Below are 24,536 nucleotides of genomic sequence, written 5' to 3' on the forward strand. Positions count from 1 at the left end.
CCGGCGCCCGTTCGGTGCATCAGAACAGCCAGGCGGCCAGCGCGATGCCCAGCATCATGAAGGCGATGGCCACCTTGGCGACTGCGGCCAGCAACATGCCCAGCCAGGTGGCCAGCCCGACGCGCGCCGCCTGAAGTGCATCGCGACGGGCGATGAATTCGCCGATCGCCGCGCCCGCCAGCGGTGCAAACAGCAGTCCGATCAATCCGCCGAACAACCCGACCACGGTCCCGATGGCTGCCCCGACGAGTGCCAGCGGACTGGCGCCGACCCGCTGGGCACCGATCACGCTGGCTGCGAAGTCGATCAGCCACGCCAGCGCGGCGAGGGCGCCGAGCACGGCGAGTGTCACGCCGCCGATGCGCTGGAAATCGTCCAGCCAGGCCACCATCAGCAGGCCGCCGAACACCAGCGGAATGCCGGGCAGGGCGGGCAGCACGACGCCGGCCAGCCCGACCAGCACCAGCAGGCCGGCAATCAGCCACAACAACACGTCGGTCGCGCTCATTGCGCGAAGGCCGCGACGGCGTCGTCGACCACGGCCAGCAGGTTGCGCGATCGGGCATGGACTGCGCGCAGGCGGGTGGCATCGTTGCCGCCGCCCCTGACCATGCGGTGCAGGGAATCCAGCGCGGCGCGGCTGCCCAGGGCGTCAGCTGCCGGGGCAAGGCGCTCGAGCGTCTGTGCGATGTCGTCCCGCAGCGGCAGCGCGGCGTGGCTGCGCGGATGCACCATCAGGCCATCCAGCCCGAAGCGGCAGGCCTGGAAGCGGTTGTAGGTGTACACGAGGTAGTCGTCCTCCAGTGGATCGGGTTCGTCGCCGGCCAGAATGCTGCAGCACAGCGCCTGCAGATAGACCGCAATCGCGGCGGCACGCTCCACGGTCAGCGGCGTGTCGCACACGCGCAGCTCGATCGTGCCGTATTCCGGCTTGGGCCGGATGTCCCAGTAGAAATCCTTCATGCTTTGCACGATGCCGGTGTCTTCCATCTTCGAGAAGTAATCGCGCTCGAAGCGCGCCCAGTCGAGCACGAAGGGTGCGCGGCCGCTGAGCGGGAAGGCGAACACGGAATTGAGTCGGGCCGAATCGAACAACGTGTCGCTGCCCTGCGAGAACGGTGACGACGCCGACAGCGCGATGAAGTGCGGCACATAGCGGTTCAGCGCATGCAGCACGTGCAGCGCGCTGTCGGCGTCGGGCATGCCGATATGTATATGCTGGCCGAACACGGTGAACTGCTTGGCCAGATAGCCGTACAGCCCCGACAGGTGCTGGAAGCGGGGCGTCGAGAAGATGCGCCGCTCGGTCCAGTGCTGGAAGGGGTGCGTGCCACCGCCGCACAGCGACACATTCAGCCGGGCCGACGCGGCAAGCAGCACATCGCGCATCGCTTCGAGCTGCTTGAGCAGACCGGCGTGATGATCATGGATGTCGGTGGCCACCTCGATCATGCAGTCGGTCATTTCCGGCTTGATGTCACCCGGAAAGCGGGTCCGCTGCGCCAGTTCGAGCAGGTCGGTGGCCGCCGAGGCGAGGTCGCGATCATGTTCGCCGACCAGCTGCAGCTCCAGTTCGACGCCCATGCTGAGCGCCGACGAGGCGTGGAAGGTTTCGAGTGGCATCAGGCGCGCTCCTCATGCTGCGTTTCGCCGGCCAGCATCAGCGCCCACTGGGCAAACAGCGGGCCGACGAACTCCATCACGATGACCATGCCGGCGATCGCCGACAGTGCACCTTCGGCAAGACCGAAGCCGGCACTGCGACTGTATTCGAGCAGCAGCAGCGCAAAGGTCGACAACGGTGCCAGCGCGAAGCCGGTCAGCGCCCCCTTGCGCGTGCTGGTGCCACTGACATGGGCGAACGCAGCGGTCGCCGCCACCTTGGCGGCGATGCGCCCGGCGGACATCAGTACCGCCAGCGCCAGCGCGGTCGCCGTGGTGGGCCAGGTTGCCATTCCTGCGACGAAGACGAACAGGAACACCGTCAGCAGATCGCCCAACACCCCGAAGTTGCGTTGCGCCGGCGTCAGCAGCAGCTTGCGGCGGCGGATCAGGATACCCAACGTCAATGCGGCGAGCAGCGGCGACACGTTGACGCCCTGGGTCAGCAACGTCACCAGCATGACCGCCAGCGCGAACACCGTCGTCACACCGCGTTCGTCGGCGCGCAGCCGGCGCAGCAGCCAGGGCAGGGGAATGCCGATCAGGATGCCGCAGCCGACCGAAACCGCGAGGATGGCCGCACTGTTCCACAGCGCATTGACCAGGCTGCCCGACGCCAGAAGTTGCCAGTAGCCGATGGCGCCTTTCATCAGCAGCACCGAAAGCAGGCAGTTGATCGCGCACAGGTGCAGCGCGCGTTCGGTCACCTGACCGGAACAGCGCAGGTCATTCACCACCCGCACCAGCGCGGCGGGCGAAGTCGCGACCGACAGCGCGCCCAGCACCATGGCGATATCGTCCGGCTGACCCATGGCGAGTGCGATGCCGCGCACCACGAAGAAGGTCAGCAGCGATTCCGCAATACCGCTGACCAGCAGCCACGGGTTGTTGACCAGCCAGCGCAGATTGATGCGGTGACCCAGCTCGAACAGGAACAGGCCGAGCGCGAAATTGGCCAGGAAGGACAAGGCGGCCGTAGTTTCCGCATCGGCCTGGACGGTGTTCAGTGCGCTGCTGACGATGCCGGCCAGCGAGTAGGCGCATACCCGCGGCACACCCAGGCCGCGATGCGCCAGCTCGCCCGCCAGCCACGCGATCAGCAGCACCGCCGGCCAGCCGACCAGTTCGAAAATGCGTCCGGCTTCAAAAACCATGGCGCGCCCTCCTGATTGCGCGTGATGCGCGCACATGCAAGGAGCCGCACCCTTCAAGGTGCGGCGGCGGAGTGTTCGGGGGAGTCGGGCCGCTCTGCGCGCGGCCTCTGGTCTATCGGTACCGGCAAGCGCCGGTCCGGGGTACAGGGTCTGTTACATCCGTTGCGGGACGCGCAACCGTATCACACGGTGGCGACCGGAATCTTGCCGATCCGCGCCTGCCATTCCTTCGGCCCGGTGTCGTGCACCGAGGTGCCGCCTGCATCCACCGCCACGGTGACCGGCATGTCGACCACGTCGAACTCGTAGATCGCTTCCATGCCCATGTCCGCGAAACCGAGCACGCGTGCACCCTTGATCGCCTTCGAAACCAGATAGGCGGCGCCGCCCACCGCCATCAGGTAGGCGCTCTTGTGCTTGCGGATGGCCTCGATCGCGACCGGACCGCGCTCGGCCTTGCCGACCATCGCGATCAGGCCGGTCTGCGCAAGCATCATTTCGGTGAACTTGTCCATGCGCGTCGCCGTCGTCGGGCCGGCCGGGCCGACCACTTCGTCGCGCACCGGATCGACCGGACCAACGTAGTAGATGACGCGGTTGGAGAAATCGACCGGCAGCTTTTCGCCCTTCGCCAGCATGTCGGCGATGCGCTTGTGCGCGGCATCGCGGCCGGTCAGCATTTTGCCGTTCAGCAGCAGGGTCTGGCCCGGCTTCCACGACGCGACCTCCGCCGGCGTCAGCGTGTTCAGGTCGACCCGCTTCGAATTCTTCGTGTCCGGCTGCCAGGTCACATCCGGCCAGTCTTCCAGGCGCGGCGCTTCCAGCACGGCCGGACCGGAGCCATCGAGATGGAAATGCACATGGCGGGTGGCTGCACAATTCGGAATCATCGCCACCGGCAGCGACGCGGCATGCGTCGGATAGTCGAGAATCTTTACGTCGAGCACGGTGGCCAGGCCGCCCAGGCCCTGGGCGCCGATGCCCAGCGCGTTCACCTTCTCCATCAGTTCCAGCCGCAGTTCTTCGACCCGCGTGAGCTTTTCGCCGCGCGCCGCCTTCTCTGCCAGGAACTGGATATTGATCGGCTCCATCAGCGATTCCTTGGCCAGCAGCATGGCCTTCTCCGGCGTGCCGCCGATGCCGATGCCCAGCATGCCCGGCGGGCACCAGCCGGCGCCCATGGTCGGCACGGTCTTGAGTACCCAGTCCACGATGGAATCGGAGGGGTTCAGCATGACCATCTTGGACTTGTTCTCCGAGCCGCCTCCCTTCGCGGCGCAGATCACCTCGACGTGGTCACCCGGCACGATTTCGTAGTGGATGACCGCCGGCGTGTTGTCCTTCGTGTTCTTGCGCGCGCCTGCCGGGTCGAGCAGCACCGAGGCGCGCAGCGTGTTGTCCGGGTGCAGATAGGCGCGGCGCACGCCTTCGTTGACCATGTCGGTCACGTTCATCGTGGCGTCCCAGCGCACGTTCATGCCCACCTTCAGGAAGACGACAGCGATCCCCGTATCCTGGCAGATCGGGCGACGACCTTCGGCGCACATGCGCGAATTGGTCAGGATCTGCGCAATCGCGTCCTTCGCCGCCGGCGACTGTTCCCGTTCGTACGCTGCGCCCAGCGCCTGGATGTAGTCCAGCGGGTGATAACAGGAAATGAACTGGAAGGCGTCGGCGATTGACTGGATGAAGTCGTCCTGACGGATGGGCTGGCTCATGGAAAAGGTCCTCTTGAAGCGGCCGCGGATGGCGGCCAGTCACGACGCTCAGTGATGCTGCTTGTTCAGCAGCAGCGTTTGCGTCATCAGCTTGTCGGTGTAGGCCATGGCGAGTGCCGACACGACGAACACCATGTGGATCACCACCTGCCACAGCACGACGCGGTCGGTCAGCTGGTCGGCGTTGATGAAGGTTTTCAGCAGGTGGATGGCCGAAATGCCGATCAGCGCAGTGGCCAGCTTCACCTTCAGCACGCCGGCGTTCACGTGCGACAGCCATTCCGGCTGGTCAGGGTGGTCTTCCAGATTGAGCCGTGACACGAAGGTTTCGTAGCCGCCGACGATGACCATGATCAGCAGGTTGGCGATCATCACCACGTCGATCAGGCCCAGCACGATGAGCATGATGTCGTTTTCGCTCAGCGCACCGATCTTGTGGATCAGGTGCGACAGCTCGACCATGAACAGGTAGACGTACACGGCCTGTGCCACGATGAGACCGAAGTAGAGCGGCGCCTGCAACCAGCGGCTGGCGAAGATCATGCTCTTTAGAACGCGTCCGAGATTCAGCATATTTGAGGCAAGTCAGGCAAAAGATCGAGCGCGATATTACCATCCGCACCTGACGGTCCCGGCGGGCAGCGTTCAGTAAGGGCGTTGTAAGCCCTCCGGGCTGTAATAAAAGGTATTCGAGCGCATCCATGCGCCTGACGTCGGCCCACAAGGCCGTACTTGCATTGCTGCGTGAGCCCGCAAGCGTGCAGTTTTTGATTCGATGGAGGAGGTCGTATGTCCGAAGCATCCGAAGTTCACGTGTATCAACCCCCGCAGGCGCTGGTCGACGGCGCCGCCGTCTCCGGCATGGACGCCTATCGCGCGCTGTGTGCCGAAGCCGAACGCGACTACGAAGGCTACTGGGCGCGCCTGGCGCGCGAACACGTGAGCTGGCAGACGCCTTTTACCCGCACGCTGAACGAGGACAACCGCCCGTTCTTCAAGTGGTTCGAGGACGGCAAGCTGAACGTGTCCTACAACTGTCTCGACCGCAACGTCGAAGCCGGTCTGGGCGACAAGACAGCCATCATTTTCGAAGCCGACGGCGGCGCCGTCACCCGGGTCACCTACAGCGACCTGCTGGCGCGCGTGTGCAAGCTGGCCAATGCGCTGCGCGCCAAGGGCGTGAAGAAGGGTGACCGGGTCGTCATCTACATGCCGATGTCGATCGAAGGCATCGTGGCGATGCAGGCCTGCGCCCGCATCGGCGCCACCCACTCGGTGGTGTTCGGCGGCTTTTCGGCGCAGTCGCTGCGCGACCGCATCAGCGACGCCGGCGCGGTCATGCTGATCACCGCCGACGAACAGTGCCGCGGCGGCAAGAACATCCCGCTCAAGCCCATCGTCGACGAAGCTTTCGGCATGGGTGGCTGCGAAGCCTGCTCGACCGTCATCGTCTACAAGCGCACCGGTGGCACCTGCAACATGGTCGCCGGCCGCGACGAGTGGCTGCACGAAATCACCGAAGGCCAGGCTGCCACCTGCGCGCCGGAGTGGGTCGATGCCGAACACCCGCTGTTTCTGCTCTACACCTCCGGTTCGACCGGCAAGCCCAAGGGCGTGCAGCATTCGTCAGGCGGCTATCTGCTGCATGCCATCCTGACGATGAAGTGGACCTTCGACATCAAGCCGTCCGATGTCTTCTGGTGCACCGCCGACATCGGCTGGGTGACCGGCCACACCTACATCACCTACGGCCCGCTGGCGTGCGGTGCGACCGAAATCGTGTTCGAAGGCGTGCCCACCTACCCGGACGCCGGCCGCTTCTGGAAGATGATCCAGGACCACAAGGTGAGTGTGTTCTACACCGCGCCGACCGCCATCCGCTCGCTGATCAAGTCTGCCGACGCGAATGCGGCCGTGCATCCGAAGAGCTACGATCTTGGCAGCCTGCGCATCCTGGGTTCGGTCGGCGAGCCGATCAATCCGGCCGCCTGGGAGTGGTACTACGAGAACGTCGGTGGCAGCCGCTGCCCGATTGTCGATACCTTCTGGCAGACCGAAACCGGCGGCCACATGATCACGCCGATGCCGGGTGCCACGCCGATGGTGCCGGGTTCGTGCACGCTGCCCTTCCCGGGCATCCAGGCCGCCGTCGTCGATGAAACCGGCAACGACGTTCCGTGGGGGCAGGGCGGCATTCTGGTGGTCAAGAAGCCGTGGCCGTCGATGATCCGCACGATCTACGGCGATCCGGACCGCTTCGTGAAGAGCTACTACCCGGCCGACTTCCAGGGGCGTTACTACCTGGCGGGCGACGGTGCGATCCGCGACGCCAAGACCGGCTACTTCACGATCACCGGCCGCATCGACGACGTGCTGAACGTATCGGGTCACCGCATGGGCACGATGGAAATCGAATCCGCGCTGGTGTCGCACCCGCTGGTGGCCGAAGCCGCCGTGGTCGGGCGGCCGGACGATCTGACCGGCGAAGCCATCTGCGCCTTCGTCGTGCTGAAGCGTTCGCGTCCGACCGGCGACGAAGCCAAGCAGATCGCCACCGAACTGCGTAACTGGGTGGGCAAGGAGATCGGCCCGATCGCCAAGCCGAAGGATCTGCGTTTCGGTGACAACCTGCCGAAGACCCGCTCGGGCAAGATCATGCGCCGCCTGCTGCGCTCGATCGCCAAGGGCGAGCAGATCACGCAGGACACCTCGACGCTGGAAAATCCGGCCATCCTCGAACAGCTGGCGCAAGCCCTCTGATCGAAAGCCGGGGGGCGGCGCATATGCGCCGGCCCCCGGTGGCCGGGCGCCCGGCGAGTGACGATTGGCCGGGCGTGCATCACCCCGACAACCACACGGGCAGGCATCGAGCGACTGCGTCTGCAGCAACATCGGAAGCCCGTTGTCCCGATTACCGCGGCCTGATTTCACCGAACATGCTGCCGAGCACACGCTGATGCAGTTGTCCGAACGCCATCGCGAGTACTGGCGCAGGAATCTTCGCGTCACGCTGGTGCTGCTCTTCATCTGGTTCACGGTCACCTTCGTGCCGGTGTTTTTCGCCCGCGAACTCAACGAATGGTCCTTCCTCGGCTGGCCGCTCGCCTTTTACATGGGCGCCCAGGGTTCGCTCATCGTCTACGTACTGATCATCGGCTACTACGCGCGGGTGATGAACCGCTTTGACCGCGAGTACGGCGTGAGCGAGGACGTCTGACCATGCCGCAGCGGCAGTCGGCGTTCTACCGCCAGCTCAAGAAGATGTACGCCTGGTACGCCGGCGGCTTCGCACTGTTCGTCGTGCTGCTGTCACTGGCCGAAGGCATGGGCATGTCGTCGCGCTGGATCGGCTACGTGTTCATGTTCGCCACGATCGCGCTGTACGCCGGTATCGGCGTCATGAGCCGCACCGCCGACGTGTCCGAGTACTACGTCGCCGGCCGGCGTGTGCCGGCCATGTTCAACGGCATGGCGACCGGTGCGGACTGGATGTCGGCGGCGTCCTTCATCGGGCTGGCCGGCACGCTGTACTTCGGCGGTTATCAGGGTCTGGCCTTCGTCATGGGCTGGACCGGCGGCTACTGCCTGGTGGCATTGCTGCTCGCGCCCTATCTGCGCAAGTTCGGCGAATACACCATTCCAGATTTCCTCGGCGCGCGCTACGGCGGCAACGCGGCACGCATGATCGGCGTGTTCGCCACCATTCTTGCGTCGTTCACCTATGTGGTGGCGCAGATCTATGGCGTCGGCCTGATCACCAGCCGCTTCGTCGGGCTGGAATTCGAGGTCGGCGTATTCGTCGGGTTGGCCGGCATCCTGGTGTGTTCCTTTCTCGGCGGCATGCGCGCCGTGACGTGGACGCAGGTGGCGCAGTACATCATTCTCATCGTGGCCTATCTGCTGCCGGTGGTCATCCTGTCCACCAAGGTGACCGGCGTGCCGGTGCCGCAGGCGGTGTATGGCGGCGTGCTGCAGAAGCTCACGACGACCGAGCAGACGCTGTTTTCGTCGCCGCGCGAAATCGAGGTGAACGCCATGTACAAGGCGCGCGCCGAGGCCTACGACGAAAAGATCCGTGGCTTGCCGGCTTCGCTCGAAGCCGAACGCGCCGCGCTGACCGCCCGACTCGACGGCCTGAAGAACGAAAATGCCTCGGCGAAGGACATTTCGTCCGCTGAAAAGGCGCTGAAGTACATGCCAAGGGACGAAGCCGAGGCGCGCAAGCGCTGGACCGAAGCACGCGCCGCCGCGGCCGCGAAATCTGCGCCACCGTTGCCGCACACGGCAGCCCATGCCGGTCGGGACAATGCCGAATCGAGCCGCAAGCGCCTCAATTTCATCGCGCTGGTGATCTGCCTGATGATAGGCACCGCCTCGCTGCCGCACATCCTGATGCGCTACTACACGACGCCCAGCGTCAAGGAAGCGCGCGAATCGGTGTTCTGGTCGCTGTTCTTCATCTTCCTGCTGTACGTCACTGCGCCTGCCTATGCGGTGTTCGCCAAATTCGAGATCTACACCAATCTGGTGGGTTCCACGATTTCGACGCTGCCCGGCTGGGTTGCCTCGTGGGGCAAGGTGGGGCTGGTGAAGATCGAGGACATCAACGGCGACGGCATCCTGCAGCTGGCCGAACTGACGCTGAACACCGACGTGATCGTGCTCGCCACGCCGGAAATCGCCGGTCTGCCCTATGTGATTTCCGGCCTGGTCGCCGCCGGCGGTCTGGCCGCTGCGCTGTCCACCGCCGACGGCCTGCTGCTGACCATCGCCAACGCCATGTCGCACGACGTCTATTACAAGGTGATCGACCCGAACGCGTCGACTCAGCGCCGTCTGGTCATTTCCAAGGCGCTGCTGCTGGTGGTCGCACTGGTGGCCGCCTACACCGCCTCGCTGAAGCCGGACAACATCCTGTTCATGGTCGGCCTGGCATTCTCGATCGCGTCGTCCGCCTTCTTCCCGGCGCTGGTGTGCGGCGTGTTCTGGAAGCGTGCCAACAAGGCCGGTGCGGTCAGCGGCATGGTGGCCGGCCTCGGCATGTGCCTCTACTACGCATCGCTGACCCATCCGTTCTTCGGCGGCAGCATCGCCAACGCCTGGCTGGGCATCGAGCCGATTTCCTGCGGCTTCTTCGGCATCCCGTTCGGCTTCGCCGTGCTGGTCATCGTCAGCCTGCTGACCCCGGCGCCCGACACCGCCACGCAGGAGCTGGTCGAACACCTGCGCTACCCGCGCCTGCCGCACGATCGCATCGACCCGCCGCCTGCGCGCAACCCGGGCGCCTGACGGCCGCGCCCCGGCGCTTTCTGCTATAGTCGCGCGCTCCGCGGAGAGGTGGATGAGTGGTTTAAGTCGCACGCCTGGAAAGCGTGTTTAGGTGAAAACCTAACGCGGGTTCGAATCCCGCCCTCTCCGCCACTTATTTTTGAGCCCGGATATCCCTTAAAAATCCGTGGGTTGCGGGCTCAAGTCTTTTATCGTTCCCCACATGCCTTCCCCACGTCATGGCGCAGTCTGCGCAGATTACTGGCGGAGGCGCTGGGACCGATTCGGAATCACTCGGACAGTCAGCATGCGCGCTTGATTTGATTCTGTAGCGCGGGGATCCGTGCCTTCGCACTGTTGGATTGCCAGTGCACCGCGCCGTTTCGAACAGTCGATTCCGCAACATCCAGATCACGCCGAAGATCGCTGCAGCGACGAGTTCTTCGCTCAGCGGAAAGGTCGTCAAGCGGCCTGTTGATTTCACGTATCTCGCGCAAGCGCGGATCATTCTCGGCTTCTGCGCGCTCTCGCGGCTTCAAATCCCGGTACTGCCGATCTCACGCATCGTCGCGCCACCCTTCGGGGGCATCGCCGCGAGACGGTCGCACGTTGACTTGCTGCGCGCTTTTACCGCACGGCGGGTCAGAAAACATCATTTTCCCCGCTGCGTCTTTGCACTTGCAGACCTGCCCCATCGCCGGCATCGACACCACCCGCGAAAAATCGTCAACAGAGCACCGTCTGTGGGTAGCCTGGGGGCGCACATACCAGCGCCGCGGCGTTGGGGGTCATGCAATTCTGGCGGGCCACCTGGCAGTCAGGGTCGCGAGGACATCAAGGCTGTGGCGTCACGCGCCAGACGGTGTTGGACAGATCGTCGGCCACGATCAATGCGCCCTTGGGGTCCACGGTCACGCCGACCGGGCGGCCCATGGTCTTGCCGTCGCTTTGGAAGCCGGTGACGAACTCAACCGGCGGCCCGCTGGGGCGGCCATTGGCGAACGGTACGAAGATCACCTTGTAGCCGACAGGCACATCCCGGTTCCAACTGCCATGCAAACCGATGAAAGCGCCTTCGGCAAACGGCGCCGCGAACCCCGGCTGCACAAAGGACAGTCCCAGCGGCGCCGAGTGCGACGGCAGGGCGAAGTCCGGGCGCACTGCAGCCTGGACTTGTCTGTCGTTCTGGGGCTGTACGCGGCGGTCGGCGTTGGGGCCCCAGTACGCGTAGGGCCAGCCATAGAACGCACCTTCTCGCACCGAAGTGAGGTAGTCCGGCACGAGCTCGGGGCCGAGTTCATCGCGCTCGTTCACCACAGCCCAGAGTTGCCGACTCGCGGGCTCTAACGCCAATGCTGTGGGATTGCGCAGACCGGTTGCGAATGTCCGCGTTGCGCCACTGCTTGCGTCGACCTGCCAGACCACGGCGCGGTTCTCCTCCACCGCCATGCCGCGCTCTCCGATGTTGCTGTTGGAGCCGATGCCGACGTAGAGATAGCGGCCGTCGGCATCAGCCGCGAGAGACTTCGTCCAGTGGTGGTTGATCGCTGAAGGCAACTTGGTCACCGTCACGGGAGGTGCCGTGGCCTGGGTCTGCCCGGCCGCGTACGCGAACCGCACCAGCGAATCCTGGTTGGCGACATACAGACTGTTTCCGACCAGCGCGAGGCCATACGGTGCATTGAGGTCTTTCGCGTAGACCCACCTGCCTTCGTAGATGCCATCGCCATCGGCGTCGCGCAACAAGGTCAGTTGATCGCCGCCTTTGACGGACGTGTTGCCCTTGGACTTGATGATGCCGGCGATGTAGTCCTTGGGTCTCAGGACGGGTGCACCCCCGCCCTTGCCCTCGGCCACCAGAATGTCTCCATTGGGCAGCACCAGCGTCTGCCGCGGGACTTTCAGGTCGGTGGCGATGGCCTTGATCGTCCAGCCTGGTGGCACCACGGGACGGCGGTCGCCCCAGCCTGCGGGTTCTGCGATGCGCATGCTCGGCAGCAGCCCCCGCTGTGGTGACGGTAACTCCGGGTTGCCGAGTCCCGCGCCGCTCACACCGGCCGCTGCGACAAAAAATGTCGTTGTTGTGCAGAGCATCGCGACTGCAACGATGGCGCCTGCTTTACGCCGGGCCCGGGTCGTCATGCCGTCCTCCGAAAGGAGCCCGCGAGCCCGATCGCGCTGGCCGCCGCGGCGAGAACCACCACCACGGCCGAGAGGATCAGTCCAGTGGGCATCGCCGCCCAACCGTCCTTGCCGTGGACCAGGGCGTTGATGAAGCCGACGACGAAGGTGGTCAGTAGCAAGGTCAGATAGATCAGGCCTCGACGATGGCGGTTGGTCGGAAAGCGCAGCACATCCACCGCACCCCACAGCAGGGCCGGGCCTGCCATCAGCAAGCCGCCCGCGATCAACCACGCGGCAAAGTTGACCCATTGGATCTCCTGGTTGCTGGAGTAGGCCCAGTCGCTGAGCAGCGCGCCCAGGAAGAGCGGCACGGAAGACAAGGCAAAGAGGACATGCATTTTGGTGTTCACGGAAGGGGAACACCCATGATCGCGATTGCAGGTCGGGCGTCTGTTCGAGACCGAACAGTGAGCGATGTCTGTCCATGTTGTGATGCAAATGGGAGTCGCCGCCTTGGGTTGAGCTTGCGCCCAGATGGGAGGAACATGCCATGGACGAAGTAAAGAGGTGGGTCCCGTATTGCGGCGAGGCGCCCAGCCCAGAGATCTGGCTGAGTCGCTGGAATCTGGATCCGGTGCTCGGCGCTGTCCTCCTGCTGCTTGCACTGACGCTGTGGCGCGTGTCTGTGGCTCATGAAATCACGCCCAAGCGGCGCCTGAGCTTGCGTTGCGCGTTGGCCCTCACAGTCGTGCTCTATGTCTCGCCGCTGTGTGCCCTGAGCTCGGCATTCTTCACGGTACGGGTGATCCATCACATCGCGCTCGTTCTGGTGATGGCGCCGCTGCTGGCGTCTGGATGTGAACCCTGGCTGCGGCGCCTGCCGACACCGCTTGGGAGCGTCACGGCCATCGGCGCGGTGACCTTCTGGGCTTGGCATGCACCGGCGCCCTACGCAGCAGCTCTGTCGTCGGACTCGATCTACGCACTGATGCAGCTCACGCTGCTGACCAGCGCGATGGCGTTCTGGATCGCGGTCCGGAGGTCCGGCGCGGCCGCGGCGATGGGTGCCATCCTGGCCACGACGGTGTCGATGGGGCTGCTGGGCGCGCTGATCACCTTCGCCGGGCGGCCGCTGTATGCCCCGCACTTCGCGTCCACGCTGAGCTGGGGTGTTTCCCCGCTGGAAGACCAGCAACTCGCCGGCATCACGATGTGGGCGCCGGGCAGCATCGCCTATCTGGCTGCGGCGATGTGGATCGGCTGGCGCTGGATGAACGCGGAACGTGCGCGTGGCTTGCGCGCCGAGCCTGCATGAACCTCGTTGCCGCCATTGAATGGGCCGAGGGCTACCACCGACGCGGCCTGTACTCGCCGATGGGCGTCGCCTTCCACTGGGTGATGGCGGCGCTGATGATCTTCCAGCTGGCCCATGGGTGGTACCTGGAGTGGCAACCGGTGGGAGGCAACAAGTACGTCGGCTACCAGACCCACACGCAGATCGGCCTCACGATCATGCTGCTGGGCACGCTGCGCCTGTTCTGGCACAGCCAGCTCAGCGGCCCGGGAAACGTTGACGGGGCCTCGTTGACAGGCAAGGCGAGCCGCCTGCTGCAAACCTGGTTCTATGTCAGTTTTTTCGCTTTGCCGATCAGCGGCTGGGTGATGTGGTCCACGCTGCCCAGCGACCTGCCGTTGTCTGTCGCGGGCGTGATCCCGTTTCCCAACCTGCCGTTCGATCAGTTGTCCGAGGGCCTGCAGCACCGCCTGATGCAGTGGGCCGCGACGACACACTTCTGGATCGTCTGGATCACGACGCTCGTCATTCCCGGCCATGCCGGGGCGGCCGTGCTGCACTACGTGTTCAAACGGGACCGCGTCCTGCCTTCGATGTTCGACCTCAACGGTCCGCGGGTGCCGGGTGTGGTGGGATCTGCGCCAGAAAAAGGCTCAGTTGCCGGACCTCCTCGGACTTGAGCTGTTGCGCCACCTTCAACATCACATGACTGCCGTCGTTGCGCCTCTTCGAAACCTGCCAATCCTGCAATTGCTGGGTCAGATAGAAGGCCGGCTGGGCTTTCAATGGCGGCCCGTTCGCGGTACCGATTCCTTCAACCCCATGGCATGTTTGACACTTGCCGGCGTACAGTTCCGGGGTTCCCGCGGCGATGGCTTGCTCGGTGGACGGCGGCAAGGCGTGGGGCTGCAGTGCGGCATAGTGGTTGGCCACACTCACGCGTTCTTGGCTGTCGAGGAAACGCGCCACGTCGCGCATCACTTCGTGCGGGCGCAAGCCGGCCGCGAAGTCCTCCATCTGCTTTTGCAGATAGCCCGCCGGCAGCCCGGCCAGGCGCGGCGCGTCGAAACCATTGCCCTCGCCACGGGCCCCATGGCAAGTCATGCAGGCATAGCGCGCGCCACCTTCGCCGCCGCTCATTGCGATCAGCTCGCCGCCGCGGCCCCAGCGGTTGTCGCTGCTGGTCATGCGGTCGCTGCATGCCGTCGTCAGCACCATGGCGAACAGGGCCAGCCACAGGCGGCCGGAGTTCGCGGGCCAGTGCTCCTGCAGAGTTGGTTGGTGACGCATGGAGACTGACTCATCGTTCATGCAAGACCTCAATGGTTCACACCGGAGCAAATCACGCACGTTTGGCCGATGGCTGATACCGGCCTGCCTCAGCCTGACGGCCTGCGATGGCCCGCCAGACCGTACGCCGGCGCTGGGCGACGCCAACGCCGCGGAGGGTCGTCAACTCGTCACCGCAAAGGGATGCGTGGCCTGTCACACCTTTCCCGACGTGACGTGGCCGCGCGGCGGGCTCGGGCCGTCACTGGAAGACTTCGGGCGACAGGGCCTGATCGCCGGGCGCCTGCCGAACCAACCCGGCGTGTTGATGCAGTTCGTCAGGAACGCCCCTGGGCTGGTGCCCGGGACGGCCATGCCGGCCATTTTGATGACTGACCAGGAAGCCCGCGATGTCACAGCCTACCTCCTCACGCTCAAACCTCGCTGAGGCCTTGAGCGGCTGGCCACCGCCGGTGCTCGATCCGCACGGCCCGTTCTCGAACACAGTCACTTCGCTCACCTGGGTGCTGATCGCACTCGTCACGCTGATCTTCGTGGTGGTCTGCGCGGCCCTCTGGGTGGCACTGTACGGCAGCGACGAACTGCGTGCCAAGCTTGGCGGCGAGGGAGTCGTCAAATGGTTCGGGCTGATTATCCCGGCCGGGGTGCTCTTCCTGCTGTTGGCCTGGGGTACGACGATGGTCGCCGGCATGACGACGATCCAGGGTGACGAGCTGCGCATGCGCGTGTCCGGCAACATCTACTGGTGGCGCGTGTCCTACCTCGATGCGTCAGGCGAAGAGATGCATGCCGATGCCAACGAGCTGCACATCCCGGTCGGCCGCCCTGTCGTCGTCGACATGGTTTCCGAGGACGTGATCCACAGCTTCTGGGTGCCCAAGCTGGGCGGCAAGATGGACATGATTCCGGGCCGCACCAACAGACTTAAGTTGCAGGCCGACAAGGCGGGCGTTTACGGTGGGCAGTGTGCCGAGTTCTGCGGCGGAGCGCACTCGCTGATGGGGTTCGTCGTCGTGGCACATGAGCCCGCCGACTGGCTGCGCTGGAACGAAACCCGGCTTGCGCGCCTGCATCCACAGCCGGCCCCGGCCTTGCCAGTCAGCGACGAGGTGCTGCGCGGCCGCCAACTCTTTGGCGAGGTCGGTTGCGCGGCCTGCCACCGCGTCGCCGGCACCACAGCACAAGGTCTGTCGGGACCTGACCTCACGCACGTCGGTTCGCGTCAGTCACTGGGCGCGGGCATCTTGCCGAACACCCGCGGCACGTTGATCGGCTGGATCGGCGACAGCCAATCGATCAAGCCCAACAACCGCATGCCCGCCTACCGTTCGCTGCAGGCCACCGAGCTCAACGCGCTGGCGGCCTACATGGAGTCGTTGAAGTGACGCGCAGCGCCACCCCGGGCGTGGCGGGTGCGCTGCGCGATTCGGCGACCGAGCCTTCCGAGACCGGTTTCGACACGCAGCTTTACGGACGCTTTCCAACGCAAGACGAGAGGCCGGCGGGGGAGCTGGAAGCGCTGAAGAAAGTCTGGGAAACGCCCACGGGCTGGCGCGCGTTCAGCGCGGTGAACAACAACTTCATCGGCTTCCTGTTCATCGTCACGGCCTTCGGCTTCTTCGTCGCCGCCGGCATCCTGTCCCTGGTGATGCGCGTGCAGTTGGCCGCACCGCTGGCCGGCATCGTGCCGCAGGAGACCTACAACCAGCTGTTCACGATGCACGGCTCGGTGATGATGTTCCTGTTCGCCGTGCCCGCCGTCGAGGCCATCGCGGTGATGCTGCTGCCGCAGATGATCGCGGCGCGCGACCTGCCGTTCCCGCGCTTGTCGGCGTACTCCTACTGGGCCTACCTGATCGGCGGCGTCGTCTTCTTCTGCTCGATCTTCTTCAGCCTGGCGCCGTCGGGTGGCTGGTTCATGTACCCGCCCTTGAGTGCGGGGGTCTATTCCAGGGGCATCAACGCCGACTTCTGGCTGCTGGGCATCGGCTTCATCGAGATCTCGGCAATAGCCGGCGCGATCGAACTCATCGTCGGCGTGCTGCGCACGCGCGCCCCGGGCATGACGCTGGCCAAGATGCCCATCTACGCCTGGGCGGTGCTGATCTTCGGCGTGATGATCATCCTGGCCTTCCCGGCGATGATCATGGTGACCTTCCTGCTGGAGCTCGAGCGCGCCTTCAACTGGCCACTGTTCGACGCCACGCGCGGCGGCGACCCGCTGCTCTACCAGCACCTGTTCTGGTTCTTCGGCCACCCCGACGTCTACATCATCTTCATCCCGGCGTCGGCGATGGTGTCGACGATGATCGTCACGGTGGCGCAGAAGCCGCTGGTGGGCCACGAGATCGTGGTGCTGGCGATGATCGCCACCGGCTTCATCAGCTTCGGCGTCTGGGCCCACCACATGTTCACGGTGGGCCTGCCCGGGCTGTCGGCCGGCTACTTCTCGGCCGCGTCGATGGCGGTGGCCATCCCGGCCGGCGCGCAGGTGTTCGCTTGGATCGCCACGCTCGCCTCGGGCAAGGTGCAGCGCAACGTGCCCTCGCTGTTTCTCGTCGGCGGCATCCTCATCTTCGTGATGGGCGGCCTGACGGGCGTGATGGTGGGCATGGTCGCTTTCGATGGCCAGGCCCACGACACCTACTTCGTCGTCGCGCACTTTCACTACGTACTGATCGGCAGCATGGTGTTTCCGCTGTTCGCCGGCTTCTACTACTGGACGCCGATGATCAACGGCCGGCAGCTTTCGGAGCGCGTCGGGCGCTGGGTCTTCTGGCTCTGCTTCGTGGGCGTGCACGTCTGCTTCCTGCCGATGCACCTGAGCGGGCTGATGGGCATGCCCAGGCGCGTCGACACCTACCTGCCGGGCCGGGCCTGGGACCTGCCGAACCTGGTCTCGACCGTGGGCGCCTTCATCATGGCCGTCGGGGTGCTGCTGTTCCTGATCGACGCCATCCGCTGCTATGGCCGCAAGGGTGGGAGCGGAGGCGACGCCCGCAACGTGTACAAGGGCGGCACGCTGGAATGGCTGGCCACCGGCAACTACGCCGTGCGTTCGATACCCGTCGTCAATGACCTGGAACCGGTTTGGGCCGATGCACGGCTGCGCGAGGATGTCGAGGCCGGGCGCTACTTCCTGCCCGGCACCGCCACCGGTGCGCGCGAAACGCTCATCACGAGCAGCTCGCGTGCCGAGCCGCAGTACGTGCAGATCATGCCGGGGCCTTCCTGGTGGCCGCTGCTGGCGGCGCTGTTTACCGCGGGCTTTTTCCTGCTGCTGACGGTGAAGGCTTTGACGTTGAGCGCGATCTGCGGCGTGCTGACGGTCTTCTGCCTGATGCGCTGGGTCTGGAGCAACGACCGCCACTTGCCGCAGAAGCAGGTCGACGCAGGCGCCGGCATCCTGCTGCCGACCTATGTGACCGGCCCGCAATCGCACGGCTGGTGGGCCGCGGTGCTGCTGGTGATCGTGTTGGGGATGATTTACCTGATGGCGCTGTTCGCCTACCTCTACCTGTTCGGCGCCCATCCCGACTGGTGGCGGGTGGCCGCGACGCGCGACGCGCTGGTTCCTGGCCTGCTGCTGCTGGGTGCATCCGGTGGCCTGGCCTACGCGGCGCTGCCTGCCATGGCAAAGCTCAAGCGCGGCAGCGGGCTCAGCGCCGTACTGATGACGCTGAGCATGGTGTGCCTCGTTGCTGCGCTGGCGGTGGATGGTGTCGACTGGTGGCACGCCGGGCTGCGCGGAAATGTCAGCGGGCAAGGGGCTGCCATCTATGCCATGTTGGCGTGGCACAGCTCCATCGTCGTGGCGGTCACGCTGTCGGCCTTCTACTACCTGGCGCGCTGGATGCGCGGTCTGGCACCTGGCCCGGCCAACAAGACCCTGGAGGCGCTTCGCATCTTGTTCATGTATGCCGCGCTTGAGGGCGCGGCCGGCCTGCTGTTGCCGCGCCTGCTGCCCTGGGGCAGCGTGTGAACGCCATGAAGCGGTCGAGCGTGCGGCCGATCGTTATGGCCTTTGTGATCTGGTTTGTGCACTTCATGGTGCTCTGGGCTGCAGGCGAGGTCTGGCCGAAACAGTGGGCCGCCAACGCGGTGGCGTGGGCGGTCACTGCGATCGCGCTGCTGGCCGTGTGCGTGCATTACGTTGGATTGAAAGCCCAACACGCCGATGGCCGCCTTTCGGGCTGGAGCTACCGCATCGCGCGAGGGGCAGTTGCGATTGCGACGGCGGCGGTGGTGTTCAGTGCATTGCCTTCCGTGGTTGTTCTGCCTTGAGCGGGAAGCTTGGTTTCAGAAAGCACGCACAACGGATACATCGAGCGCTGAAACGACGGCGGTAGCAAACAGTTCAAGGCACGTGCGCACCGGATGCACCTCACCCTGTTGGCTAAAGCGCGCACCGATGCATCTTGCCGCAAAGGGTGACGGTTCAAAGCTGTCAGATGCGAACGAAAGCTGATGGCCGAAAGCGCAGGTTGGCCGCCGCGCTCGATCGCATTTACCCGTTCCGCTGCCCTGTCACTCATGCGCGCAGCCGGTCCCGTTCGCGGCTTTCATGGCTGTCAGGCATCTGGCGCATGACTGTACTGCGTTGTAACAGTCTCTCTCGTTCCGTGTGGAACAGATGCTGGTCGATGTCCCTGACATGTCCTGCGATTGTCCCGATGCACTTCGGCTGCTACGCCTTCATCATGAAGGCGCAATGCTGTGGTGGTTCATATGGTGCATTTCGTTTGATTTGAACCGACCCACCGGCTGGGTCCGCTCTGAACGTAAAGGATTGTTTCCGCACAACAACGTCGTTTCCGCTCGTCCGTGGCCGCGAGGCCCGGTTCTTGCACCCGTGGAGGCATTCCGCAATGGGCAGGGTTCGGCAATCGGTCATGGATTTCATCGGAGAGGCGCATTCGCTGAAGCGGCTTCAGCTGCGCTATGCGGTGCTTTATCTGGCGCTGCTGATCTTTTCCGGTGCCATGGGAGTCGGGGGGCTGCACATGTGGAATCTGGCGTCGGCCGAGCGTGACCGCCTGGCGTTCATGAGTGCCGGCGCGCTCGAAATGCGCGGCAGTCTGTACCGGCAGATCAAGGAGGTGTTCGATCATGCCTTTCTGGGCGACGTCCAGGCGCAAGCCGAATTCGCGGAGTATGCGAGCGCGATCGATCGCCAGTTCAACCTGGTGTATGCGCGGGCCGAGAGCGAACGCGAGCGGGACGTGGTCGATGCGTTGCACGCGGCCTATCGCGGTGTGCGTCAGCAAGGCGAAGCGATGCTGAGCGTAAGTTCGGAAGAGGCGCTGGCCGGCGGTCGATCGCTCGATGCACAACTCGAACGTGGCGCGTTCAACGACTTCGAGCAGAGGCTCAGCGAGTTCGAGCGCGTGCTGCTGCAGAGGCGGCGCGACGTCGATCATCGGCTCGGCATCCTGCAGAACGTGGTGCCGGTATTGCTGGCATTGCCGCTGCTGCTGGCGACCCTGATCTTCATCGTGTTCAGACGCTACCTGCGTGTTGCGGTGGCCGAACCGCTGGCAGCCATCATGGACGCGACGCGCAATATCAGTTTCGGGCGACTGCAGCACCGTGTGCCGGAAACCGGTGCGGCGGAGCTGATCCGGCTGGCATGTGCCATCAATTCGATGGCCGGCGCCCTGCAGGCCAGCCAGGAGGCGTTGCGCGTGGCCGAGAAGCAGGCGACATTGAGCGCGCTGGTGCCGGTGGTGGCGCACAACATACGCAATCCGCTGGCCAGCATCAGGGCGACCGCTCAGGTGATGGACGCCCCGTCCCTGCCGGTCGACGTCAGGGAAGGGCTGGCCGGGATCATTGCCACCACCGATCGGCTCGACCGCTGGACCTACTCGCTGCTGTCCTATCTGAACCCGCTGCAGCCCAAACGCACCGAGGTCGATGCCGCCTCGCTGTTCGACACGGTCACGGCGCTCGCGCGTGACCGGCTGGACGCGCGGCGCCTGTCGTTGCGCCGTATCGGCCTCGGGCAGACCTGTACGCTCGATATCGACCTTCATCTTGTCGAGCAGGCGTTGCTGGGGCTGCTCAACAATGCAATCGACGCATCGCCTGCCGATGGCGTGATCGAGTTCCGGCTGGTGCATGCCAATGAGTGCGCGACCTTGTCGGTGCGCGACTTCGGTGCGGGCATGGTGGGCAGCCCGGTGCCGCGCGGACTCAGTCCGCTGGTATCCACCAAGGTGGAAGGCAGCGGATTGGGCATTCCCTTTGCGGCCAAGGTGTGCGACGTGCACGGCGGGCGCCTCGAATTCATGCATCACGACCCGGGTACCGAGGTCGTGATGATCATGCCGATGGAGGAGAAAAATGTTGGCCAATCTGCTGACGGATGATCTGTCCGGGTTCCAGTCCTCCGCTCCGGTCCACGCGGCAAGGGTGCTGCTGATCGAAGACGAGGCGCTGTTTGCGCGCGCCGTGGTGAAACGTCTGGGAGGTGCCGGATATGCCTGCGAGCACGCGGTGACGCTTGCCGCCGGCCGCGAATCGCTCAGCAGCTTCGGGCCGGACGTGATCCTTCTCGACCTGCGTCTGCCGGACGGGCAGGGCGTCGACCTGCTGGCCGAACTGGCACGCGACACGCGCGCGGCGCCCGTCATCGTGCTGACCGCCTATGGTGAGGTCGAGGACGCGGTTCGTGCGATGAAGCTGGGGGCCGCCGACTATCTGAAGAAGCCGGTCGATCTGGACGAACTGCAATTGGTGATCGAAAAGGCACTGCGCACCGCCGGCTTGCGGCAGAAGGTCGATTACTCGCGCAGCCGCGAAAGTCACAGCGGAGATGACGCGCAGCTGCTTGGCGAAAGTCCCGCCATGCATGCGGTTCGCGAACAGATCGCTGCGCTCGGCAGCCTGATCGGCAACCGCCTCGCGCCGCCGCCGACCGTGCTCATCATTGGCGAAACCGGCACCGGCAAGGACGTGGCCGCGCGCTGCCTGCACCGCGCCGGCCCGCTGGCCGAACGCCCCTTCGTGCAGGTCGATTGCGCATCGTTGCCGCGCGAGCTGATCGAGGCGGAACTGTTCGGTCACGAGAAGGGCGCCTACACCGGTGCCCAGGGTGCGCGTGCCGGCCTGCTCGAAGCAGCCGAGGGTGGCACAGCCTTCCTCGACGAGATCGGCGAGCTGCCGCTGGACATGCAGGCCAAGCTGCTGAACGTGATCGAGCGGCGTGTCGTGCGCAGGGTGGGTTCGACCCGCGAGCGCCCGATCGGCGCACGTTTTGTCGCCGGCACCAACCGTGACCTGCCGGCCATGATTGCCGCGGGCCAGTTCCGCGCCGACCTGTTTTACCGCCTCAACGTCGTGACGCTCAAGATGCCCCCGTTGCGCGAACGGGGTGACGACGTACTGCTGTTGGCGCAGCGTTTCGTGACGCAGACGGCGCGGCGCTATGCGCTGGTCGAACCGGTGATCCAGAAGGACGCCCGGACGGCGCTGCTGCGCTACCACTGGCCCGGCAATGTACGCGAACTGAAGCATCTGATCGAACGCGCGCTGCTGCTGTGTCAGGGGCGTGACATCGGGCCGGCCGATCTGGGGCTGGGCACTCAGGCAGAAACTCCATCCGCCGCGAACGAATCGTCTTCGCCCATCGCATCCATGACGCTGGACGAAGCAGAGCGCTGGATGATCGAGCATGCGCTCGAAAAGGCGAGGGGCAATGTGTCCCAGGCCGCGCGTCGTCTCGGCGTGAGCCGGATGACGCTGCGCTACCGCATCGACAAGCACGGACTCAAGGGCGCGGTCGACGAGTAGGCGGCCACCCGCTCGGGCGTCGAGCCGGGCGGGTGAAGCGAGGCCGGAAAAAAAGCAAGGCCCGCCCGGATGGATTCCGGCGCGGGCCTTGTCGTGTCAGTTCTCCATGGCGGAGGGGGCGACCCGATCTACCTCCCGCGTTGCCGGCGCGCGGCGTAACCCGCGAGACCGAGGCCGGCCAGCATCATGGCCCAGGTGCCGGGTTCAGGTACGGCCGGCAGGTAGGACGGGGCGTCGGCCAGACTGCCGACCTGCCAACCGAGGTCCTCCAGCATGGCGTAGTCGAGTTCTGTGAGGTATCGGCGCTCGCCGGTCGACAGGCCATGGGAAAACGCCGCAAGCTGTTCAAGGCCGGAGCCTTCCACAATGCTCTCGTAAGTCGGCTGAATGCGATTGCCGCCATTCAACTGGGTATTGAGCCGCACATTGCCGTTCTCGGCGACCGCGTTGGCGCCCATGAAGCGTTGTCGATTGTCCAGGAGCCCGGACCAGGCTGCGGAGGACGGATCGGAGCCGCGCCCGGAAAAGACATCGAGCATGCCCTTGAGCGCCGTCGAGTAAAGATCGTACTGGCCGGCGAACGACTCGATCGTGGTCGTGTCCGCATCCACATACCAATTGGCGTTGGGGTCGAATACCAGCGAGCCGCCCCAGCTGGACGCATCGAGATCTCCGCCCGCCTGCCCGCGATCGAGTACCGCGGTGCGAAAAGCCTGAGAGGTAGCGATGCCTCCAAACTGTCCGCCCCCACTCGATCCAGTGGCTCTGACCGAGGTTTCCCAGCCGTTTGAAAAGTTGGGCGAATCGATACCCACGAAAATGACGACCTGGTTCTGTCCGACACTCAGATTGGGCACGCTGCCCCATTTGGTGGCGGCGCTGAACCTGTCTCCGGTCGGGTTCGATGTGAAACCGGTCAGCTCGTCGGTGAAGCGTGATTCGAAGGCGTACGCGGCCTGATTGAGTACTTCCTGTTTGTCTGCGGTGAAATAGCCGCTGGTGTCGAAACGGTAGTCGAACACGATGTCGATGTAGGCGTGCGCCGGCGCAGCCAGGGCGAAAGACGCGATGCCGGCGAGCGCGGCCTGCTTGAATGGATGCATGACTTCCCTCCTGATTTTTGTGGTTCGGACTACCCCGTTCACTCGTCGCAAGTTGCGCGCCAACCAGGTCGGGAAATTCTCATTCCAGTGTCGGGCGCTTCGCCTCTATGGATCGCATTTCCCGGCGAGGCAGAACAACAGGTGATGCGCATGTTCTGGTGGCTGATTTCAGCCGGCTGGTTGAAATCAGCCACCGTGCGGCATCCGCGCGTCCGGGCCTCCAGTCAGCGCCGGATTGCCGGTCCGCCAGGCAAAGCGGGTCCGGATGCGCCCGCACCATGCGGCGATCATCACCAGCCCGGCGCCGAACAGTGCCCAGGTCGACGGCTCCGGTACGGGCGCCAGCGCCCACTGCACGCCCTGACCGGATGCGCGCATCGTGCTGTCCATCCAGTCGCGATACGCGGCGGGCTGTACGAAGCATGAGTAGCGGGTATCGCAGCTGGCGGATGCAATACCGATCAGTACCGGTTCGTCATTCACGTCGAGGTGGCCGGCAAACAGACCACTGCCGCTGTCTCCGCCCTGCAGCAGCGGCGAGGTATCGGCGCGCGAGCCCGCCGCCACGTACCAGGTCGTATGCACCACACCGTCCTCGGTCGTGAAAAGCGGGTAGGCGGTGACCAGCGCCGAATGGACGTACTGCTGCGTGTTCGAATCCTGCGCGGCCACCAGCGTGACGGCCCCGTATGCGAGGGCGTCATGGGCGTACAGCACGTTGCCGTACACCCTCGGGAGGACACCGACATCCAGTGCGCTACCCAGGTACAGCAGCGCAATGTCGTCGTCCGGAAAGCCCAGCGTGCCGGCCTTGAATACCGCGGCGACCGGCGCGCTGCCGGCGGCGGTCTGGAAGCTGCCGCCCATTCTGGCGACATGGGCTGCGGTGAGCACCCAGTTCGGCGCGATCAGCACGCCGTCGCCGCCGCTGCTGAGCGTGCCTACCCAGTCGTGGTCGCTGCTTGTTTCACCACCGCGCAAGGCGTGCGCCGGCGTGCTGTGAAGTACCGGCAGGCAGGCCAGCGCGAGGGTGCCGATGGTGCGGATGAAGGACGTGCTGGACATGGTTCGGGTATCTCCGGTGCCGACGTGACGAGACCGGACGCACCGCATGCTCGATGTGGCGCGT

Annotated in this window: 22 protein-coding genes and 1 tRNA gene; 12 read left to right on the forward strand and 11 right to left on the reverse strand. The window is 65.0% G+C overall.

Features of this window, described 5'->3' with window-relative positions:
* Nucleotides 1-19: 19 nt before the first annotated feature.
* The 5 genes from ACTIFF_RS11155 to ACTIFF_RS11175 all read right to left on the reverse strand — a co-directional run bounded on the left by ACTIFF_RS11155 (nt 20) and on the right by ACTIFF_RS11175 (nt 5,107).
* Nucleotides 20-508, reverse strand: coding sequence for a DUF456 domain-containing protein (locus ACTIFF_RS11155; protein ID WP_439536892.1), 489 nt, complete (start codon nt 506-508; stop codon nt 20-22).
* Nucleotides 505-1,623, reverse strand: coding sequence for a YbdK family carboxylate-amine ligase (locus ACTIFF_RS11160; RefSeq protein ID WP_439536893.1), 1,119 nt, complete (start codon nt 1,621-1,623; stop codon nt 505-507). The genes ACTIFF_RS11155 and ACTIFF_RS11160 overlap by 4 nt, the downstream gene beginning before the upstream one ends.
* Nucleotides 1,623-2,816 (reverse strand): cation:proton antiporter, encoded by a 1,194-nt coding sequence (locus ACTIFF_RS11165; protein WP_439536894.1) that lies wholly within the window; start codon nt 2,814-2,816, stop codon nt 1,623-1,625. The genes ACTIFF_RS11160 and ACTIFF_RS11165 overlap by 1 nt, the downstream gene beginning before the upstream one ends.
* A 182-nt stretch (nt 2,817-2,998) precedes the next feature.
* Complete coding sequence (locus ACTIFF_RS11170) at nt 2,999-4,534, reverse strand: fumarate hydratase (protein ID WP_439536895.1); 1,536 nt, start codon at nt 4,532-4,534, stop codon at nt 2,999-3,001.
* 48 nt (nt 4,535-4,582) lie between these two features.
* Nucleotides 4,583-5,107, reverse strand: a complete 525-nt coding sequence (locus tag ACTIFF_RS11175) for a TIGR00645 family protein (RefSeq protein WP_439536896.1) — start codon at nt 5,105-5,107, stop codon at nt 4,583-4,585.
* A gap of 216 nt (nt 5,108-5,323) precedes the next feature.
* Between ACTIFF_RS11175 and acs the strand changes: the two genes are divergently transcribed.
* The 4 genes from acs to ACTIFF_RS11195 all read left to right on the forward strand — a co-directional run bounded on the left by acs (nt 5,324) and on the right by ACTIFF_RS11195 (nt 9,955).
* Complete coding sequence (gene acs, locus ACTIFF_RS11180; protein ID WP_439536897.1) at nt 5,324-7,294, forward strand: acetate--CoA ligase; 1,971 nt, start codon at nt 5,324-5,326, stop codon at nt 7,292-7,294.
* A gap of 142 nt (nt 7,295-7,436) precedes the next feature.
* Nucleotides 7,437-7,751 (forward strand): DUF4212 domain-containing protein, encoded by a 315-nt coding sequence (locus ACTIFF_RS11185; protein ID WP_439536898.1) that lies wholly within the window; start codon nt 7,437-7,439, stop codon nt 7,749-7,751.
* Nucleotides 7,752-7,753: 2 nt separating this feature from the next.
* The gene (locus ACTIFF_RS11190) at nt 7,754-9,823 is read left to right on the forward strand and encodes a sodium:solute symporter family protein (RefSeq protein WP_439536899.1); all 2,070 of its coding nucleotides are present in this window, start codon (nt 7,754-7,756) and stop codon (nt 9,821-9,823) included.
* A gap of 42 nt (nt 9,824-9,865) precedes the next feature.
* Nucleotides 9,866-9,955: transfer RNA gene (locus ACTIFF_RS11195), tRNA-Ser, on the forward strand.
* 404 nt (nt 9,956-10,359) lie between these two features.
* On the opposite strand, the gene ACTIFF_RS11200 is transcribed toward ACTIFF_RS11195, so the two are convergent.
* The 3 genes from ACTIFF_RS11200 to ACTIFF_RS11210 all read right to left on the reverse strand — a co-directional run bounded on the left by ACTIFF_RS11200 (nt 10,360) and on the right by ACTIFF_RS11210 (nt 12,336).
* Nucleotides 10,360-10,506 carry a DUF4124 domain-containing protein gene (locus ACTIFF_RS11200; RefSeq protein ID WP_439536900.1) on the reverse strand — a complete coding sequence of 49 codons (147 nt, stop codon included), beginning with the start codon at nt 10,504-10,506 and terminating at the stop codon, nt 10,360-10,362.
* A gap of 130 nt (nt 10,507-10,636) precedes the next feature.
* Nucleotides 10,637-11,944 carry a PQQ-dependent sugar dehydrogenase gene (locus tag ACTIFF_RS11205; RefSeq protein WP_439536901.1) on the reverse strand — a complete coding sequence of 436 codons (1,308 nt, stop codon included), beginning with the start codon at nt 11,942-11,944 and terminating at the stop codon, nt 10,637-10,639.
* Nucleotides 11,941-12,336 (reverse strand): DUF2231 domain-containing protein, encoded by a 396-nt coding sequence (locus ACTIFF_RS11210; protein ID WP_439536902.1) that lies wholly within the window; start codon nt 12,334-12,336, stop codon nt 11,941-11,943. Before ACTIFF_RS11210 ends, ACTIFF_RS11205 begins: the two co-directional genes overlap by 4 nt.
* 140 nt (nt 12,337-12,476) lie before the next feature.
* On the opposite strand from ACTIFF_RS11210, the gene ACTIFF_RS11215 reads away from it, so the two are divergent.
* Entirely contained in the window at nt 12,477-13,241 is a 765-nt protein-coding gene (locus ACTIFF_RS11215) for a cytochrome c oxidase assembly protein (protein WP_439536903.1), read from the forward strand.
* Entirely contained in the window at nt 13,238-13,900 is a 663-nt protein-coding gene (locus ACTIFF_RS11220; RefSeq protein WP_439536904.1) for a cytochrome b, read from the forward strand. Before ACTIFF_RS11215 ends, ACTIFF_RS11220 begins: the two co-directional genes overlap by 4 nt.
* On the opposite strand, the gene ACTIFF_RS11225 is transcribed toward ACTIFF_RS11220, so the two are convergent.
* Nucleotides 13,824-14,531 carry a c-type cytochrome gene (locus ACTIFF_RS11225; protein ID WP_439536905.1) on the reverse strand — a complete coding sequence of 236 codons (708 nt, stop codon included), beginning with the start codon at nt 14,529-14,531 and terminating at the stop codon, nt 13,824-13,826. The two genes, ACTIFF_RS11220 and ACTIFF_RS11225, sit on opposite strands and share 77 nt — an antisense overlap.
* On the opposite strand from ACTIFF_RS11225, the gene ACTIFF_RS11230 reads away from it, so the two are divergent.
* The 6 genes from ACTIFF_RS11230 to ACTIFF_RS11255 all read left to right on the forward strand — a co-directional run bounded on the left by ACTIFF_RS11230 (nt 14,530) and on the right by ACTIFF_RS11255 (nt 22,304).
* The gene (locus ACTIFF_RS11230; protein ID WP_439536906.1) at nt 14,530-14,937 is read left to right on the forward strand and encodes a c-type cytochrome; all 408 of its coding nucleotides are present in this window, start codon (nt 14,530-14,532) and stop codon (nt 14,935-14,937) included. The two genes, ACTIFF_RS11225 and ACTIFF_RS11230, sit on opposite strands and share 2 nt — an antisense overlap.
* Nucleotides 14,900-15,895, forward strand: coding sequence for a cytochrome c oxidase subunit II (coxB, locus tag ACTIFF_RS11235; protein ID WP_439536907.1), 996 nt, complete (start codon nt 14,900-14,902; stop codon nt 15,893-15,895). The genes ACTIFF_RS11230 and coxB overlap by 38 nt, the downstream gene beginning before the upstream one ends.
* On the forward strand, nt 15,892-18,492 hold the full coding sequence (locus ACTIFF_RS11240) for a cbb3-type cytochrome c oxidase subunit I (protein ID WP_439536908.1): 2,601 nt from the start codon (nt 15,892-15,894) through the stop codon (nt 18,490-18,492). The genes coxB and ACTIFF_RS11240 overlap by 4 nt, the downstream gene beginning before the upstream one ends.
* Nucleotides 18,489-18,794, forward strand: coding sequence for a hypothetical protein (locus ACTIFF_RS11245; RefSeq protein WP_439536909.1), 306 nt, complete (start codon nt 18,489-18,491; stop codon nt 18,792-18,794). The genes ACTIFF_RS11240 and ACTIFF_RS11245 overlap by 4 nt, the downstream gene beginning before the upstream one ends.
* A gap of 608 nt (nt 18,795-19,402) precedes the next feature.
* A complete protein-coding gene (locus ACTIFF_RS11250; protein WP_439536910.1) occupies nt 19,403-20,881 on the forward strand; it encodes an ATP-binding protein in 1,479 nt (492 codons plus the stop codon).
* Nucleotides 20,856-22,304: a sigma-54-dependent transcriptional regulator gene (locus ACTIFF_RS11255; RefSeq protein WP_439536911.1), complete on the forward strand. Its 1,449-nt coding sequence runs from the start codon at nt 20,856-20,858 to the stop codon at nt 22,302-22,304. Before ACTIFF_RS11250 ends, ACTIFF_RS11255 begins: the two co-directional genes overlap by 26 nt.
* Nucleotides 22,305-22,432: 128 nt before the next feature.
* Here the strand turns inward: ACTIFF_RS11255 and ACTIFF_RS11260 are convergent, their stop codons facing one another.
* A complete protein-coding gene (locus ACTIFF_RS11260; RefSeq protein ID WP_439536912.1) occupies nt 22,433-23,407 on the reverse strand; it encodes a PEPxxWA-CTERM sorting domain-containing protein in 975 nt (324 codons plus the stop codon).
* 186 nt (nt 23,408-23,593) lie between these two features.
* Nucleotides 23,594-24,472, reverse strand: coding sequence for a trypsin-like serine protease (locus tag ACTIFF_RS11265; protein WP_439536913.1), 879 nt, complete (start codon nt 24,470-24,472; stop codon nt 23,594-23,596).
* Nucleotides 24,473-24,536: the final 64 nt, after the last annotated feature.

Origin of the sequence: Methyloversatilis sp. (assembly GCF_051861465.1) — a bacterium.
GTDB lineage: Bacteria > Pseudomonadota > Gammaproteobacteria > Burkholderiales > Rhodocyclaceae > Methyloversatilis.

Excerpts from the sequence above, each read along its gene's own strand:
- ACTIFF_RS11160 (WP_439536893.1), bottom strand. The coding sequence starts at position 1,623 with ATGCCACTCGAAACCTTCCACGCCTCGTCGGCGCTCAGCATGGGCGTC.
- ACTIFF_RS11265 (WP_439536913.1), bottom strand. The coding sequence starts at position 24,472 with ATGTCCAGCACGTCCTTCATCCGCACCATCGGCACCCTCGCGCTGGCC.
- ACTIFF_RS11175 (WP_439536896.1), bottom strand. The coding sequence starts at position 5,107 with ATGCTGAATCTCGGACGCGTTCTAAAGAGCATGATCTTCGCCAGCCGC.
- ACTIFF_RS11205 (WP_439536901.1), bottom strand. The coding sequence starts at position 11,944 with ATGACGACCCGGGCCCGGCGTAAAGCAGGCGCCATCGTTGCAGTCGCG.
- ACTIFF_RS11260 (WP_439536912.1), bottom strand. The coding sequence starts at position 23,407 with ATGCATCCATTCAAGCAGGCCGCGCTCGCCGGCATCGCGTCTTTCGCC.
- ACTIFF_RS11190 (WP_439536899.1), top strand. The coding sequence starts at position 7,754 with ATGCCGCAGCGGCAGTCGGCGTTCTACCGCCAGCTCAAGAAGATGTAC.
- acs (WP_439536897.1), top strand. The coding sequence starts at position 5,324 with ATGTCCGAAGCATCCGAAGTTCACGTGTATCAACCCCCGCAGGCGCTG.
- ACTIFF_RS11155 (WP_439536892.1), bottom strand. The coding sequence starts at position 508 with ATGAGCGCGACCGACGTGTTGTTGTGGCTGATTGCCGGCCTGCTGGTG.
- ACTIFF_RS11170 (WP_439536895.1), bottom strand. The coding sequence starts at position 4,534 with ATGAGCCAGCCCATCCGTCAGGACGACTTCATCCAGTCAATCGCCGAC.
- ACTIFF_RS11230 (WP_439536906.1), top strand. The coding sequence starts at position 14,530 with ATGCAAGACCTCAATGGTTCACACCGGAGCAAATCACGCACGTTTGGC.
- ACTIFF_RS11200 (WP_439536900.1), bottom strand. The coding sequence starts at position 10,506 with ATGCCGGCGATGGGGCAGGTCTGCAAGTGCAAAGACGCAGCGGGGAAA.
- ACTIFF_RS11255 (WP_439536911.1), top strand. The coding sequence starts at position 20,856 with ATGTTGGCCAATCTGCTGACGGATGATCTGTCCGGGTTCCAGTCCTCC.
- ACTIFF_RS11225 (WP_439536905.1), bottom strand. The coding sequence starts at position 14,531 with ATGAACGATGAGTCAGTCTCCATGCGTCACCAACCAACTCTGCAGGAG.
- ACTIFF_RS11215 (WP_439536903.1), top strand. The coding sequence starts at position 12,477 with ATGGACGAAGTAAAGAGGTGGGTCCCGTATTGCGGCGAGGCGCCCAGC.
- ACTIFF_RS11250 (WP_439536910.1), top strand. The coding sequence starts at position 19,403 with ATGGATTTCATCGGAGAGGCGCATTCGCTGAAGCGGCTTCAGCTGCGC.
- coxB (WP_439536907.1), top strand. The coding sequence starts at position 14,900 with ATGTCACAGCCTACCTCCTCACGCTCAAACCTCGCTGAGGCCTTGAGC.
- ACTIFF_RS11165 (WP_439536894.1), bottom strand. The coding sequence starts at position 2,816 with ATGGTTTTTGAAGCCGGACGCATTTTCGAACTGGTCGGCTGGCCGGCG.
- ACTIFF_RS11220 (WP_439536904.1), top strand. The coding sequence starts at position 13,238 with ATGAACCTCGTTGCCGCCATTGAATGGGCCGAGGGCTACCACCGACGC.